Here is a 14,779-nt window from a genome sequence, read left to right as displayed (position 1 = left end):
CAGCCGATCAATCGGATTGTTTCAGTCCCATCAGCGCCGCTGCAAAGGGATTGTCGGGATCAATCTGCTTTTCCTTCTTCGGCGGGCGGGCCGAATAGGTTTTGCTGCCCTGATCCTGACGGCCACCCTTCTTGCCGGGCTTGCCATCGCGGCCAGGCTTGCCGCCACGTGGTTTGCCCTTGCCGCGCGCAGCGTCGCCGCCACGCTTTGCGCCGCTCTCGCCAGCGTCCTGACCGCGACGGCCACCGCCGCGGTGGCCGCCCGTCTTCCGGGCGCGCCCCCAGGTGAAGGTGTAGAACACCTCCATCTCCAGCTCGTCGACATTGGCATCGGCAGCTTCGCCAACCGGGGTCTCGATCTCGGCGGTCTCGGGGATCGGATCAACAGCTGCCGGGTCGGCCATGGTTTCTGCAACCGGTGCCACCCCTGCGTCCTCAATCGCCGCAACATCAGCCGGAACATCAGCTGGCGCGTCTGCATCAGCGGTAACTGTTTCCGTAACGGCAGCGGTATCGGTCTCATCCGGGGCGGCGGCAGGCGTGTTTTCAACCTGTTGCGCCGCGTCCATCACCGGGATGTCCGCATCAGGCGTGCTGGTTTCGGTGACCACGGTGTCAACCGCCTTGGCCTTGACCCGCTCGCCCTTGTCGGCCTGATAGCCAAGCCCCTGCATCAAATCTGCAAACTGCTCCAGCGTCATGCCGGTGATCGACAGCATGTCGGCCTTGGCCTCGAACCCGCCACGGCTGTCTTCGGCGCGCAGCATGTCTGCAAGACGTTCGAGCATGTCGATACGGATCATGCGTTCGCCCGCGTTGCGATACCCGCACATGGTATCATAGCCCTGCGGAGCATCCTTGATCACAGGAACGGTCACCAGACCGGCAGGCGGTGCATCGGGGAATTCGCCAAGACCCTCGGACAGCGCCCAGAGCACCAGCCGCAGGCGAGTCGGCGCCGGCTTCAAAAGCAGCGGCATGAAGATGGTGAACTGGCCAAAGCGGATGCCATGTTTGCGCAACGCGCCACGTGCATCCTGGTCCAGATCTTTCACTTCCTGCGCGACACTGCCGCGCGGCAGCAGACCCAGACCCTCGACCATGCGGAAGGCAAAGCCACGGGCCAGGCCGGTCAGCTCCTCGTCGCGCTGCAGGTTGAGCAGCGGCTCAAACAACGCGTTGATCTTGCGTGAGATGAAATGTTGCAGGCGGCGTTCGACCTTCTGGGCCACATCTGGGCCCGCAGTATCGTCGACAAACACCTCGATGCGCGGATTCAGCGGGTCGGCGCCGGCCACCAATTTGCCGACAGCATATTCACCCCACATCAGGCCGCCCTGATCGGTAAAATCAATTTCGGTATCCGGCGCGTTGTAAAAACGGTCAGCCCGGAGATGGAAATGCGGTGCGAGTGCTTGCAGGGAGGCGGATTTCAACGCCTTTGCCTCGGCGCCTTGTGCGCCCTTGTCCGGAGAGAACCGGAACCCTTCAAGACGACCAACGAATTCACCTTCGACGGTCACTTCACCCTTATCATTCACTTCGGCCAAAAGGGCCTCCTTCTGTTTGAGCCGGCGCAAAAGCACGGATGTGCGCCGGTCCACAAATCGCTGAGTCAGACGTTCGTGCAAGGCGTCCGACAATCTGTCTTCTACAGCGCGCGTCTCCCCGCGCCAATGACTTTCATCACGGACCCAGCCGTTCCTTTGTGCGACATAGGTCCATGTTCGTATAAAGGCCAAACGTTTCGACAATGCGTCAATGTCGCCATCAACCCGATCAATCCGTTTGACCTGCCGCGCCAGCCAGTCGTCCGGGACAACGCCTGAGTCGTGCAAATACTGGAACAAAACGCCCAAGAGCCCCGAATGTTCCGATTGCGAGATACCGCGAAAATCCGGGATGCGACAGATATCCCAGAGCAATCGCACCGAGGGCGCGTTGGTTGTGCGCGCCAGAATTTCATCCTGCTGGGACAACGATTTCAAGGCGATAAGATCGTCCGCTTCGCGGGCGCGGATCAGGTTCTGATCGTCAGGCGCTGATTCGAGAGAGCGGATCAGTGCCTCTACCGTGCCGAATTGCAGCGCCGAGGAACGCCAGTTCAATTTCTTCAACGGCGTGAACCGGTGTTCCATGATCGCCTGCGCGACGCCATCCTCCAGCGGCGGGGCATCGCCGGTAACCCCAAAGCTGCCGTGACTCATCCCGCGCCCTGCCCGCCCCGCGATCTGGGCCAGTTCATTCGGGGCCAATTGCCGCATCCGGCGACCGTCAAATTTGCTGAGCGAAGAAAAGGCGACGTGATCGATATCCAAATTGAGACCCATGCCGATGGCATCGGTCGCGACCAGATAGTCCACCTCGCCATTTTGGTAGAGCTCGACCTGGGCGTTGCGGGTCCGGGGGCTGAGCGCGCCCATCACAACGGCTGCCCCGCCCTTCTGTCGGCGCAACAGTTCGGCGATGGCATAGACATTGTCGATGGAGAACCCGACGATAGCGGTGCGCGCAGGCATCCGGCTGAGCTTCTTAGATCCGGCATAGACCAGATCCGAAAGCCGTTCGCGGCGCATAAACTGCACGCCCGGAACCAACGCAGCAATCGGCCCGCGCATGGTGTCAGCGCCAAGAAACAGCGTCTCATGAGTGCCACGCGCCCTTAGCAGACGGTCGGTAAAGACATGGCCCCGTTCCGGGTCGGCGCAGAGCTGGATTTCATCCACCGCAAGGAAATCGCAGCCCATCCCCTCGGGCATCGCCTCAACAGTGCAGATCCAGTATTGTGCGCGCGGCGGCACGATACGCTCTTCACCGGTGATAAGTGCCACCACCGACGGGCCACGGGCGGCGACGACCTTGTCATAGACCTCGCGCGCCAGAAGCCGCAACGGGAATCCCATGACACCCGTGCGATGCCCCAGCATACGTTCAATCGCATAGTGCGTCTTGCCGGTATTGGTCGGCCCCAAAACCGCCAGGACCCGGGCGCTCCCGGAACTCTGCGTGCCTGTCATGATATTGCCCTCAACGCCCGAACCGAGCTCAACTGTCCGCCCTAAAGCTCTTTGCCCTCGACTTCGGTCTTCAGCCGGTCGAGCGCGCTGGTTATCGCCTCGTGGTGCGGATGTATAGCCTGCGCCCTTTTATAGGCCTCATAGGCGTTTTGCGGGTCATTGAACTGTTCGAACATCGCCCCCAGCGCAAAAATCGCATTGTAGTCGTTGGGGTTCAGCATCAGCGTCTGCTCCAGATCGGCCACGGCAGGGCCATAGAGGCCCGCGGTGAAATACGCCCGTGCCCGCTCGTACCAGCCCATGGCAAATCCTGGCGCATGATCGGTCAGCGCAGTCAGATGCTCGATGGCAATCCGGGTATCGCCGCGGTCCAGCGCGTCCTTGCCACGTTTCAAAAGCAGGTCCATCGCAGGCGAGCCGCTACTGTTCCAGAGCGCCTGCAGGGATCTGTCCAGACCGATGGCTTCCTGCGGGTCGGCATCGGACAAAGCGGCCAGCAGGTCCGCCTCGCCCTGAACCTCCTGAGCGTGACCTTGCAAAGGCACGGAAAACAGGACTGTCAAAGACGTTGCCGCCACGATAGCTTTGAGATTGGAGAATTTTGCAACCATGATGGGTTAAGTGTAACCGCGCAGCCTGCGTTTTCCAGAGTGGGAAGGACATCCTTCACATAAATTTGCAGGCTGCGGACCAAAATGAGGACTGAACATGAGCGAAACGCTGACCCAAGCAGCAGAAACGCTGAACGCAAAAATGGATGGTGGCTTTGACGGCTCCGCCAAATTCGACATCACCGGCATGGGCACCATCATGCTGGATCAGAACGGGGCCCGCGTCGCCGACGAAGAGGCAGAGGTCACCATGACCGCCGACGCAGAGACGTTTCAGTCCATCATCGAGGGTGAACTGAACCCGACCACCGCGTTCATGAGCGGCAAGCTGACCATCGACGGTGACATGGGCACCGCGATGAAACTGGCATCGGCGATGGCCTGATGGACGCGCGCCCGATGGATCTGACCCCCGCTCCCTTCTTTGCCGATATCGCGCGAGGACCAGACGGCGGGCAGGCCCATTGGGTGAGCACCAGCGATGGCCTGCGCATCCGCGTGGGCCATTGGCGCCCTGCGGGCGCTGAGAAGGGCACGTTACTGCTGTTTCCCGGGCGCACCGAATATATCGAAAAATACGGCGGAGCTGCCCAGGATCTGGCAAGCCGAGGCTATGCAACGCTGGCAATCGACTGGCGCGGCCAAGGGCTGGCGGACAGGATGCTGCCGGAGCGGCTTCTGGGTCACGTCGTCGCCTTTCGCGATTTTCAGAAAGACGTCCAGGCGGCGGTTGAGCTGGCCGATCGGCTCGCTCTGCCGAAACCATGGTTCGTCCTCGGCCATTCTATGGGCGGCGCCATCGGTCTGCGCGCAGTCATGGAAGGGCTTCCGGTCAAAGCCTGCATTTTTTCCGCGCCGATGTGGGGAATTCAAATCCCGCCCGCGCTGCGGCCCGTGGCGCGGCTGCTCAGTTCTATGGGTGACAGGTTCGGCATCGGCGCAATGCGGACCCCGACGACAACCCTAGCCCCATATGTGCAGGCCAGCCCGTTCGAGGGCAATTCGCTCACCAATGATCCTGAGATGTACCGCCTGATGCAGGATCAGCTTGCGGCACAGCCCGATCTGTCGCTTGGCGGGCCGACCGTCCGATGGCTGGGCGAAAGCCTGCGAGAATGTGCAGCCCTTGCGAAAATGCCCTCACCCGCACTGCCCTGCATCACCTTCCTCGGCACACAGGAACAGATCGTCAATACGGCAGCCATTCATGACCGGATGGCGCGCTGGCCGGGGGGCGAACTGGATCTGGTCGAGGGCGCGCAGCATGAGGTGATGATGGAAGGGGCTGAAACCCGCCGCGCCATTTTTGACAAGATCACCCGTTTGTTCGATCAATACGCAGACTAGGTTTACCCCGGACAGGCTGACGCGATCAGCGTTCTTAAAATCTCGCGCGCAGTGCCCCCTGCCCGGCCAATAAATCGCCGCCCGACGCGGGCCGCTTGCTTGTGATCCCCAGCCCTCGCGCTTAGATGTCGGAGAAGACACACAACAGCCCGAGGTGCCCTGATGTTCAACGCTCCCTTCCTTGACCGCGACCTGATGCGAGACGCCAACGCCAATGCTGCGGGCGGTGCCGGGCCGGATGGGCTGGGCAATCTGCCTGAGTGGGATCTGAGCGACCTCTACACCTCTGAGGATGCGGCAGAGTTGGACCGCGACCTCAACTGGCTGGAGAACGAATGCGCCAGTTTCGCCAGTGACTACGAAGGCAAACTGGCCGATCTGGATGCCGACGGTCTGCTGGCCTGCGTCTTGCGCAACGAGAAGATCAACGCCATCGCCGGGCGGATCATGTCCTTTGCTGGTCTGCGCTATTATCAGCTGACGACCGATGCCGGTCGCGCCAAATTCATGTCCGACATGCAGGAGAAGGTAACGATCTTCACCACGCCGCTGGTGTTCTTCTCGCTTGAAATCAACCGGATTGAAGACGCGGCACTGGAGGCCCATTTCGCCGCCAACAGCGATCTCGCCCGGTACAAACCGATTTTTGACCGTATTCGCGCGATGAAGCCTTATCAGCTGTCTGACGAGCTGGAGAAATTCCTGCATGATCTGGGCGTTGTAGGCGACGCCTGGGAGCGGCTTTTTGACGAAACGATTGCCGGCCTCACCTTCACCGTTGACGGCGAAGAGTTGAACATCGAAGGCACGCTGAACCTGTTCACCGAACAAGACCGCACCAAGCGGGAAGCTGCGGCGCGCGAACTTGCCCGGGTGTTCTCCGACAACATCAAGATCTTTGCCCGTGTCCACAATACCCAGGCCAAGGAAAAGGAAATCCTGGACCGCTGGCGCGGGATGCCCTCTCCGCAGATGGGACGCCATCTCTCCAACCACGTCGAGCCGGAGGTCGTCGCGGCCCTGCGAGAAGCTGTGGTGGCCGCCTACCCCAAGCTGTCGCATCGCTATTACGAGCTGAAGCGCAAATGGCTGGGGCTGGACCGGATGCAGGTCTGGGACCGCAATGCGCCGCTGCCAATGGAGACCTCCCGCACCGTCAAATGGGAGGAAGCACGCAAGATGGTGATGGATGCCTATAGCGCTTTTGATCCGCGCATGGGCGATCTGGCAGAGCCGTTCTTTGAGAAGGGCTGGATCGACGCCGCCGTGAAACCGGGCAAGGCGCCGGGGGCATTTGCTCACCCGACCGTCACCGATGTGCACCCCTATGTGATGCTGAACTACCTCGGCAAACCGCGCGATGTGATGACGCTCGCGCATGAGCTGGGCCACGGCGTGCACCAGGTACTTGCAGCCGAGCAGGGCGAAATGCTGTCGTCAACGCCGCTGACGCTAGCGGAAACCGCATCTGTGTTCGGCGAGATGCTGACCTTCCGCAAGATGCTGGAAAACGCCAAGGACCAGAACGAGCGCAAGATCCTCTTGGCAGGCAAGGTCGAGGATATGATCAACACGGTCGTGCGCCAGATCGCGTTCTATGACTTTGAATGCAAATTGCATGCCGCCCGCGCCGAAGGCGAGCTGACCCCTGATGACATCAACGCGCTGTGGATGTCGGTACAGGCCGAGAGCCTTGGTGAAGCCTTTGATTTCATGGACGGCTACGAGACCTTCTGGACCTATGTACCGCATTTTGTCCACTCGCCCTTCTACGTCTACGCCTATGCTTTTGGCGACGGGCTGGTGAACGCGCTCTACTCCGTCTACGCCGAGGGGGCTGAAGGGTTCGAGGACAAGTATTTCGACATGCTGAAGGCAGGCGGTTCCAAACACCACAAGGAACTTTTGGCGCCCTTCGGCTTGGATGCCACCGACCCCAAGTTTTGGGACAAGGGCCTCTCCATGATCTCCGGTTTCATTGACGAGCTGGAAGCGATGGAAGACTGATGCCGATAGCCTTGCGCCCGGTGTCCCGCGAGGAATTTGATCTGGTCGCCCATATCCAGGTGGAACCGGATCAAGTCCGGTTTTCCGGCACCGTGGCGCAGGCGTTTGAAGAAGATGAGGACGGCGTGGATTTTCACGCCATCCTCGACGGCACCCGCGCGGTTGGCTTCTTCAAGACCGACCGTCTATACCACGAGACCTATGATTTCGCGGAAGCAGATACACTTGGCCTGCGCGCATTCATGATTGATCGCAGCGCGCAGGGTAAAGGCTATGCCACTGCCGCAGTGGCGGCCCTGAAAACCTACTTGCCCGCTCAATACCCGGATCGTCCTGCCGTGGTGCTGACGGTCAACATGCAGAACCCCGCAGCTGTCCGCTGCTACCTGAAAGGCGGGTTTCAGGACACCGGCGGCATCTATCCCCATGGCTTGGCAGGCCCGCAGCACATCCTGCGGATGGCCCTACCGCGCGAATAAACCATCATCAATCGCCGCCAGGTGGCGGTCACCCCAGGCAGCAAAAGCCTTTACACTCCTGGAACCGCACTGTCGGATTTTCGGACAATTTATGGTATAGTTTCGCCGTTCACCAGTTTGAGGGGATGAGTAATGTTTATTTTCAAAAAAATTTGTGTTTTGGCGATTGTGTCAGCCCTGGCAGCGACGCCGGTTTTCGCAGCGGGCCCTGACCGGAAAAACCGCGTAAGCGGACAAACGGTTGTCGAGCTTTATTCCGGCAAGACATGGATCTGGAGCAAAGGGGGCTCGTATTGGGCGCCTGACGGGAGCTTCCAAGCCGTTTGGGAAGACAGCGTTGGCTTGGGAAAATGGTACGCAACCTCAAGGGGCCAGCTGTGCTATGAGGCGCTCTGGTACAGCAGCGAAGGCGGGTCCGGGGATCAGAACAAAGAATGCTTCCGCCATGTAGCAGACAGCAAGGGCCAGCTGTGGAAGTACAGCGACAAGGACCAATCATGGTACAAGCCGACGAAGGAGTTCGCCGAACGCGTGAAGCCCGGGAACAAGATCTCGTCACAGGTCCGCAAGCTGCGCAAGAAATACGGCATCTGACAGCCTCAGACAGCGAGCCGGACCGACTGAGTAGCGACGGTTAGCAACGCATGCGAAACTGGTCCGCAGGATACCTGCACTGGAGACCTGCTCCCGGTAGACAAGTACGGTCAAGATTAACCGTCGAAGAGTGGCGCGCCGTAGCTGACGGCGCGCCACTGCTCACTGATGCGGGAAGTAATCTTCGCAGTCGCCGTCGCGGTAGACATCTGCCGTACAGCAGTGCAACCCGCCGCCAAAGGCATAGGCGTCGCGCAACTCGACCTCGACCACCTCCATGCCCAGCTTGTCCATCTGCTCGGCCTGATAGACCTCGGATTTCTCGACACAGACGGTTTTGGGGTCCAGCACCAGGACGTTCATGCTGAGCCATGTGGAAGAATAACACAGCGGCGGCGGGGTGTTATGGGCCGGCTGCGCCGCGTCAACGATGTCCCAGCCGTTCTTGTTGAACATCTCGCGCTGCTCTTCCGGCAGGCGGCGCTGCGGGTTGTTCAGGATCAGCCCCGGGCGCAGCGGTGTGAAAGTGGCGTCGATGTGGATCGGGTACGGATCGCCCGGGAAGTTCACCGTATGCACCCGGTGGTCCGGGAAGTGGCGGCGCAGCCACTCAATGCCCTTGAGGTTCGTTGTGAAGCCGTGCTGCACCACCAGATCCTTGCCAAAGCGCAACACGTCGGCGGCGTCAAACAGCGGCTCTTCCTCGGTGGTGACAAAGAATTTCTCCGCCGCCCATTCCAGCCGCTTGGCCACGCCGATCTTCTCGCTGAGGTAATCCGGGTGGTAATCTGCGTCCGTGAGGCGCGGCTTGGGGGCGGCTTCGTGGCGGAACCTGGGGTCTTCTTCCCAGTACTTCTGCAAAAGCGGGCGGTAGTTCAGGTATTCGAACCAGCGGCAGCGGTAGGACATCGTCGCTTCCAGCATCTCATGGCCGACAGTCAGCAGCACGTCACGCGGCGGCATGCAGCCGAACTGGCTGTCGGTGTGGAAGTCCGGGGTGGTCACCGGCTGGGAATGATCAATCGAAACCGGCCGGTCCACCCGGATGCCGCGGTTCTTCAGCTGGCTGGCAAAATTGTCCAAAAGCTCATTGGCACGGTCGATGGTTTCCTGCGGGCGGCGGCCCCACTGGCCGCGCATGTCGCTGTCTTCCGGCACCTTGGCATCCAGCGCGGGCTCTTCCGGCGGGATGTGGCAATCATCGGCACGGCCCACGATCACATGGCGCAGCGTGTCCCATTCATTCCAGCTTTTGACTTCAGTTTTTTCCGGCGACCAGGCCATGGATGCCTCCCTTGATCTCGGGAGGCAAAGGCGGGGCCTTCAATCTCCCGATTGAAAGTCCCGGCGTACAGGAGCGTGGTTTTGGGCCAGAGCAGTCTGCCTGCGGCGACGCCATCGCCTGTGAGCCCGGCTCGGGATATAGCATCCGCAGATGGCGCGGGGAAGATACTTCGGCGCGATCAAGCCGGCGAAAGGACCATGTTACTTCAGCTGGCTGTCCTTGGAGCCGCGCCGATTGATTCCGCCACGCGCCTGCTGGGCGCCGTCGCGTTCCTGCTGGCACTCGATACAGAGTTTGACGCCAGGGATCGCCTTACGCCGCGGTTCGGGGATCGGCTCCTCGCAATCGGCGCAATGTGTCAGGCTTTCACCGACCGGAGCGCGCCTCGACCTGAGACGCGCCAGCTCGTCACTGATTGACGCTTCGATCTGTTCACTCACCGCACCATCGCGGGTCCATCCTCCGGCCATGCTGTTTCTCCTCCTGTCCTGCGATTTACTGGTTTCGACCTGCTGCACCCCTGGCTGCGAAACGCCCTCCACACCGCTCGGGTTCCGGTATCCGCCGGATCGCAGTCTACAATGCGGGCGCTTTATCGGGAACGAAATCGCGATCCGGGCTGTTGAGTATTCGACGACGGCACCGATGCCGTCTTTCTTTTGTGACCGCGCATCACTGGCATGACAAGTATCTGAGCCGAGCGCGGAATTGACCGACTCTGAAGGAGACGCCGCTCATGCTGAAGATCCACTGCCTCGCCTACTCCCGCGCCATTCGCCTGATCTGGCTGATGGAAGACCTCGGGCAACCCTATGATGTCACAACCTACGACCGCACGGATAACTTCAGGGCGCCTGAAAGCCTTGCCAAGATTCATCCGCTCGGCAAATCGCCTGTTATTGAGGACGCCGACATGAAGATAGCGGAATCGGCGACCTGCCTGCGGTATCTTTCTGATCGCTATGGTGACAGCCGCCATCAACCAGCTCCGGGGACAGCAGACGCATTGCGCCACGACGAGCTGTTCGACTACGTCGAGAGCTCCTTTGCCGAGGTTGCGATGGGCGTGCTCCTACCGGCCCTGAAGGGAGATGATGCTGGCGATGAGGCCAAGAAAACTCTGGACCTGCATCTGGATTACATCGCCCAGCAGCTACCTGAAACGGGTTTGCTGTTTGGCGATCAGGCCGCGCTCGCCGATATCCAGTTCTCGTACATCCTCGCCAATCTGGCGGCGATTGGCGCGCTGAAGGATGCGCCGCGCATCGCGCGCTACTGGACCGATCTGCAGGCACAGGATGGCTACAAGGCCGCAGTGGCGAAAGTGGGACCGATGGCTCCGTCGTTCTGACCCGTGGCCCTGCTGTGTCCCCCGAATTGTCCCAATCCCATTATCGAAATGAGGAGACCGTTATGAAAGTTCTTGTCGCAGGTGCTACTGGCAATACAGGCCGCCGTGTGGTGGAAAAACTTCAGCGCCTGGGCCATCAGCCCATCGCATTGATCCGGGAGGGGTCGGATACCAGCACGCTTCCACCCGGGACTGGCACGCGGCGCGGCGACCTTACCGACCTGCCTACGGATGTCTGCGAGGGGTGCGACGGCGTGATCTTTGCAGCAGGATCTGGTGGCGACACCCCTCGCGAGATGACGGACAAGGTTGATCGTAATGGCGCGAAAGCGCTTGTGGATCTTGCAAAATCATCGGGCGTGACCCGGTTTGTCATGCTTAGTTCGATAGGAGCCGGCGATCCCGATCCCGAGAGCGAACTTGCCCATTACCTGCAGGCCAAACACGACGCGGATGTTTATCTGGAACAGTCGGGACTGGACTACGCGATCCTGCGCCCAGTACGTCTGACTGATGGCGACGGCAGCGGAGACCTGCTGTTCGGCGAGCAGGTCGATCCCGAAGGCGTCGCCGCACGAGGCGATGTCGCCGCAACCCTCGCAGATGCCGTCAGCAACCCGGCATGGTCGGGAAAAACAAAGCGGATGCAGTCACTGTAGCCGCGGACCATCGCTGACAGCCCTCCTGCTTCTAGCGCAGACGCAGCTCTGTCGTCCCGTCAAAGAAATAGGCGTCAGCATCGTCAAAATCCAAGGCGACGGCGCTTCCTTCGGGCAGCGCCTCGTCCCCCCGTGTTTCGACAATGATCTTCTCGCCTGTTGGGGTGCGTAGATAGTCGTAGGACACACCGCCCAGCCGCTCGCGCAGATCAAGGATCAGATCGCTGTCACGGGCGACGACAGAGAGATGCTGCGGGCGCAATCCCACAAGGACCGATGCACCCTCTTCAGGCAGCGTGACAGAGGCCGCGATCCGGCGGCCGCCAAGAGCGGGTACGGTGACCGCGCCGCCGGAAACGGTCGCTTGAAGGAAATTCATGCTCGGCGAGCCGATAAACCCCGCGACGAAGCGGTTGTCGGGATCGGCGTATAGCTTCATCGGGCTGCCAACCTGTTCGACGCGACCGGCCCGAAGCACGACGATCTTGTCTGCCAGCGTCATCGCCTCCACCTGATCATGGGTCACATAGATCATGGTGGCGCCAATTTCCTTGTGTAGCCGAGCGATCTCGACCCGCATATCCACACGCAGCTCGGCATCGAGATTTGACAGCGGCTCATCGAAGAGAAAGACATCCGGCCCGCGCACGATCGCACGTCCGATGGCGACGCGCTGGCGCTGCCCGCCCGACAGCGCCTTGGGTTTGCGTTTAAGGTATTGATCCAGCTTCAGGATCCGGCTGGCCTCTGCCACCTTTTCCCGGATCGCATCCTTGGGATGACCGGTCATCTTAAGCCCGAACCCCATATTATCCTCAACCGTCATATGCGGATATAGCGCGTAGGACTGGAAAACCATCGCGACCCCACGGTCAGCCGCATCCAGTCGTGTGACATCCCGCTCACCGATATGGATGCTGCCGCTGCTGGTCTCCTCCAGCCCGGCGATCATCCGCAGCAGCGTCGACTTTCCGCACCCGGATGGGCCGACAAAGACGCAGAACTCACCGTCCTCAATGGTGAGGTCCACGTCGTGGATCACCTGAACGTCACCATATTTCTTGACGGCCTTGGCCAGAGTGACCCCTGTCATGTGTTCTCTCCCTCGGGTTAATTCGGAAATTGCCAGGTCTCGGCCGCTGCCGCGATTTCCTTGGCGGTTGTCATCAGGGCCGGTCGAAGCGTCTCCAGCTCCTCCAGCGAGCGACGCTGCACGGAGGAGGTGATCGACAGCCCGCCCATCACTTTGCCCGCCTCCGACAGGATCGGAACGGCAATGCAGATGATGCCCGGTTCATGCTCTTCACGGTCGAAGGCAACGCCGTCTTTGCGGATCTGCTGCAACTCGTCCATCAGCGCCTCTGGCGTGGCCAACGTGTTGGGCGTATGGGCAAAAAACGCCTGCCTGCGGATCGCATCCTGCTGCGCCTCCCGCGACAGATACGCGATCATCGCCTTACCCACCCCGGTACAGTAGCCCGGCCCTATTTTGCCCGCCTGGCTGAACATCTCAATCGGTGTGGCCGCATTACGCTTGTCGACGTAGAGTACCTGCCCCCGATCCAGCTGCGCCAGATGTATGGTCTCGCCGATATCCTGTGACAGCTTGTCCAGATAGGGCCGCGCCACCGGAGCCAGCGCGCTTTGCCGCCAGGCAGCATGAGCCAATCGCACCAGGCGCAAACCCGGAGCATAGGTCTGATGGGTCTCATCATAGGACAGCATCCCCTGATTGGTCAGCGTCTGCACCAGCCGGTACAGCGTCGCCTTGGGGTGATCCGAGGCCGCCAGCACCTCGCCGAACCGCATTGGGCGGCCCGCTTCAGCGATCTGATCCAACACGGCCAGAGCCTTGCCAACGGTGCCATCTGTCTCTCGCGATTGGGGCGCAGCTTTCGCCATCACTGTCCTTTCTCTGATCGGGCGGGGCCGATGTAACTGTTGACATCCTTAGCCGAGCGCGGTCATAGTTTCAATAGTTGGAATTTGGTTCCAATATATGAAACCAAACGATACACGTCAACAGGGAGGACGTCATGAAGACTTTGAAAGGAACAGTTGCGGGCCTGGCTCTCAGCCTCGGCCTGGCCACTGCGGCACAGGCTGAATTGAGCGGCACGCTCAAGATTTTCTCAGATATGTCCAATCCTGCGCCGCGCGCAGTAATGGAGGGGATGGCGGCTGAATTCGACGCGATGCACCCGAACCTGACCGTTGAGCTGACGGTGATCGACCGCGAGGCCTACAAGACGCAGATTCGCAACTTCCTATCTGCCAACCCACCGGACGTGGCCAACTGGTATGCGGCAAACCGGATGCGGCCCTATGTCTCTGCCGGGTTGTTCGAAGACATTTCCGACCTTTGGGCAGAGCCGGAAATCGCTGATGCGTTGGCTTCCACCAAGGGCGCAATGACATTGGACGGCAAGCAATGGGGCGTGCCCTACACCTACTACCAGTGGGGCGTCTACTACCGCGAGGACATCTACAACGAGCTTGGCCTCGAAGAGCCCAAGGACTGGGAGACCTTCAAAGCGAACTGCCAGAAGATTCTCGATTCAGGTCGCAAGTGTTTCACCATCGGCACCAAGTTCCTGTGGACGGCCGGCGGCTGGTTTGACTACCTGAACATGCGCACCAACGGCTATGATTTCCATATGGCGCTGACCAATGGTGAAGTCGCCTGGACCGATGACCGTGTAAAGCAGACCTTTGCCAACTGGCGGGAACTGATCGACATGGGGGCCTTTATCGACAACCATCAGTCCTACAGCTGGCAGGAGGCCCTGCCCTTCATGGTCAAAGGTGAAGCCGCCGCCTATTTGATGGGCAACTTTGCCGTGGCACCGCTGCGCGAAGCCGGTCTTGGCACCGATCAGCTGGATTTCTACCAGTTCCCGACCATCAATCCCGATGTCGAGCTGGCTGAAGACGCACCAACCGACACCTTCCACATTCCATCCGGCGCCCAGAACAAAGAAGCCGCGCGCGAGTTCCTGCGTTTCGTCGTCTCGGCGGACAATCAGACCAAGATCAACGGCGGCGCAGCACTCGGCCAGCTGCCTGTGAACTCAAAGTCCTCCGTCGATGATGACGAAATGCTCAATCAGGGCTTCGAGATGCTGTCCGCCAACGCGCCCGGTGGTATCGCGCAGTTCTTTGACCGCGATGCACCAGCGGAAATGGCCTCCGTTGCCATGGAGGGCTTCCAGGAGTTCATGGTCTTCCCGGACAATCTGGATGATATCCTGAACCGTTTGGAAAAGACCCGCGAGCGCGTCTACTGATCACTGCTGCTGGCCAATACAACGCGCAAGGCCGATCTGCCTATCGGCCCTGCGCAGCCCGGTCACCGACCGGAGCGCGCAATATGCTGAACCGTATCGGCCCTTCCCAGTCGACAGGCTGATATCAATCGACAAACAAGGGA

The 14,779-nt window shown here is 60.4% G+C and carries 14 protein-coding genes; 8 read left to right on the top strand and 6 right to left on the bottom strand.

Annotated features, from left to right (window positions below; genetic code table 11):
- Positions 1-7 precede the first annotated feature (7 nt).
- A complete protein-coding gene (locus VWZ85_RS16475) occupies positions 8-3,016 on the bottom strand; it encodes a helicase-related protein (RefSeq protein ID WP_416589170.1) in 3,009 nt (1,002 codons plus the stop codon).
- A gap of 41 nt (positions 3,017-3,057) precedes the next feature.
- Entirely contained in the window at positions 3,058-3,627 is a 570-nt protein-coding gene (locus tag VWZ85_RS16470; protein ID WP_416543152.1) for a tetratricopeptide repeat protein, read from the bottom strand.
- 97 nt (positions 3,628-3,724) lie between these two features.
- On the opposite strand from VWZ85_RS16470, the gene VWZ85_RS16465 reads away from it, so the two are divergent.
- The 5 genes from VWZ85_RS16465 (at position 3,725) to VWZ85_RS16445 (ending at position 8,054) form a co-directional block, all read left to right on the top strand.
- Entirely contained in the window at positions 3,725-4,012 is a 288-nt protein-coding gene (locus tag VWZ85_RS16465) for an SCP2 sterol-binding domain-containing protein (RefSeq protein WP_340544777.1), read from the top strand.
- Positions 4,012-4,974 (top strand): alpha/beta hydrolase, encoded by a 963-nt coding sequence (locus tag VWZ85_RS16460; RefSeq protein WP_340544776.1) that lies wholly within the window; start codon positions 4,012-4,014, stop codon positions 4,972-4,974. Before VWZ85_RS16465 ends, VWZ85_RS16460 begins: the two co-directional genes overlap by 1 nt.
- Before the next feature lie 162 nt (positions 4,975-5,136).
- Positions 5,137-6,981, top strand: a complete 1,845-nt coding sequence (locus VWZ85_RS16455; protein WP_416589169.1) for a M3 family oligoendopeptidase — start codon at positions 5,137-5,139, stop codon at positions 6,979-6,981.
- The gene (locus VWZ85_RS16450; protein ID WP_416589167.1) at positions 6,981-7,460 is read left to right on the top strand and encodes a GNAT family N-acetyltransferase; all 480 of its coding nucleotides are present in this window, start codon (positions 6,981-6,983) and stop codon (positions 7,458-7,460) included. Before VWZ85_RS16455 ends, VWZ85_RS16450 begins: the two co-directional genes overlap by 1 nt.
- A 132-nt stretch (positions 7,461-7,592) precedes the next feature.
- Entirely contained in the window at positions 7,593-8,054 is a 462-nt protein-coding gene (locus tag VWZ85_RS16445) for a DUF995 domain-containing protein (protein WP_416589165.1), read from the top strand.
- A 162-nt stretch (positions 8,055-8,216) separates the two neighbouring features.
- Here VWZ85_RS16445 and VWZ85_RS16440 read toward each other — a convergent pair whose 3' ends face one another.
- Together VWZ85_RS16440 and VWZ85_RS16435 are read right to left on the bottom strand one after the other, a co-directional pair.
- Positions 8,217-9,338, bottom strand: a complete 1,122-nt coding sequence (locus VWZ85_RS16440; RefSeq protein ID WP_416589163.1) for a serine/threonine protein kinase — start codon at positions 9,336-9,338, stop codon at positions 8,217-8,219.
- 201 nt (positions 9,339-9,539) lie between these two features.
- Positions 9,540-9,809, bottom strand: coding sequence for a DksA/TraR family C4-type zinc finger protein (locus tag VWZ85_RS16435; protein ID WP_340544771.1), 270 nt, complete (start codon positions 9,807-9,809; stop codon positions 9,540-9,542).
- Between the two features lie 266 nt (positions 9,810-10,075).
- Between VWZ85_RS16435 and VWZ85_RS16430 the strand changes: the two genes are divergently transcribed.
- Entirely contained in the window at positions 10,076-10,690 is a 615-nt protein-coding gene (locus tag VWZ85_RS16430) for a glutathione S-transferase family protein (protein ID WP_416589162.1), read from the top strand.
- A gap of 62 nt (positions 10,691-10,752) precedes the next feature.
- Positions 10,753-11,349, top strand: a complete 597-nt coding sequence (locus VWZ85_RS16425) for an SDR family oxidoreductase (protein ID WP_416589160.1) — start codon at positions 10,753-10,755, stop codon at positions 11,347-11,349.
- A 31-nt stretch (positions 11,350-11,380) separates the two neighbouring features.
- Here VWZ85_RS16425 and VWZ85_RS16420 read toward each other — a convergent pair whose 3' ends face one another.
- Both VWZ85_RS16420 and VWZ85_RS16415 read right to left on the bottom strand, forming a co-directional pair.
- The gene (locus VWZ85_RS16420; RefSeq protein WP_340544768.1) at positions 11,381-12,442 is read right to left on the bottom strand and encodes an ABC transporter ATP-binding protein; all 1,062 of its coding nucleotides are present in this window, start codon (positions 12,440-12,442) and stop codon (positions 11,381-11,383) included.
- Positions 12,443-12,459: 17 nt separating this feature from the next.
- Positions 12,460-13,251, bottom strand: coding sequence for an IclR family transcriptional regulator (locus VWZ85_RS16415; protein WP_340544767.1), 792 nt, complete (start codon positions 13,249-13,251; stop codon positions 12,460-12,462).
- Positions 13,252-13,385: 134 nt separating this feature from the next.
- Here VWZ85_RS16415 and VWZ85_RS16410 point away from each other — a divergent pair, with 134 nt between their 5' ends.
- Complete coding sequence (locus tag VWZ85_RS16410) at positions 13,386-14,636, top strand: ABC transporter substrate-binding protein (protein WP_416545163.1); 1,251 nt, start codon at positions 13,386-13,388, stop codon at positions 14,634-14,636.
- The last annotated feature ends 143 nt before the right edge of the window (positions 14,637-14,779 follow it).

Origin of the sequence: Phaeobacter sp. JH20_29, assembly GCF_048056175.1 — a bacterium.
Taxonomy (GTDB): domain Bacteria; phylum Pseudomonadota; class Alphaproteobacteria; order Rhodobacterales; family Rhodobacteraceae; genus Phaeobacter; species Phaeobacter bryozoorum.
This window is presented reverse-complemented; position numbering and strand designations above follow the sequence as displayed.

Excerpts from the sequence above, each read along its gene's own strand:
- VWZ85_RS16450 (WP_416589167.1), top strand. The coding sequence starts at position 6,981 with ATGCCGATAGCCTTGCGCCCGGTGTCCCGCGAGGAATTTGATCTGGTC.
- VWZ85_RS16465 (WP_340544777.1), top strand. The coding sequence starts at position 3,725 with ATGAGCGAAACGCTGACCCAAGCAGCAGAAACGCTGAACGCAAAAATG.
- VWZ85_RS16430 (WP_416589162.1), top strand. The coding sequence starts at position 10,076 with ATGCTGAAGATCCACTGCCTCGCCTACTCCCGCGCCATTCGCCTGATC.
- VWZ85_RS16425 (WP_416589160.1), top strand. The coding sequence starts at position 10,753 with ATGAAAGTTCTTGTCGCAGGTGCTACTGGCAATACAGGCCGCCGTGTG.
- VWZ85_RS16470 (WP_416543152.1), bottom strand. The coding sequence starts at position 3,627 with ATGGTTGCAAAATTCTCCAATCTCAAAGCTATCGTGGCGGCAACGTCT.
- VWZ85_RS16475 (WP_416589170.1), bottom strand. The coding sequence starts at position 3,016 with ATGACAGGCACGCAGAGTTCCGGGAGCGCCCGGGTCCTGGCGGTTTTG.
- VWZ85_RS16420 (WP_340544768.1), bottom strand. The coding sequence starts at position 12,442 with ATGACAGGGGTCACTCTGGCCAAGGCCGTCAAGAAATATGGTGACGTT.
- VWZ85_RS16460 (WP_340544776.1), top strand. The coding sequence starts at position 4,012 with ATGGACGCGCGCCCGATGGATCTGACCCCCGCTCCCTTCTTTGCCGAT.
- VWZ85_RS16415 (WP_340544767.1), bottom strand. The coding sequence starts at position 13,251 with ATGGCGAAAGCTGCGCCCCAATCGCGAGAGACAGATGGCACCGTTGGC.
- VWZ85_RS16440 (WP_416589163.1), bottom strand. The coding sequence starts at position 9,338 with ATGGCCTGGTCGCCGGAAAAAACTGAAGTCAAAAGCTGGAATGAATGG.
- VWZ85_RS16435 (WP_340544771.1), bottom strand. The coding sequence starts at position 9,809 with ATGGCCGGAGGATGGACCCGCGATGGTGCGGTGAGTGAACAGATCGAA.
- VWZ85_RS16445 (WP_416589165.1), top strand. The coding sequence starts at position 7,593 with ATGTTTATTTTCAAAAAAATTTGTGTTTTGGCGATTGTGTCAGCCCTG.
- VWZ85_RS16410 (WP_416545163.1), top strand. The coding sequence starts at position 13,386 with ATGAAGACTTTGAAAGGAACAGTTGCGGGCCTGGCTCTCAGCCTCGGC.
- VWZ85_RS16455 (WP_416589169.1), top strand. The coding sequence starts at position 5,137 with ATGTTCAACGCTCCCTTCCTTGACCGCGACCTGATGCGAGACGCCAAC.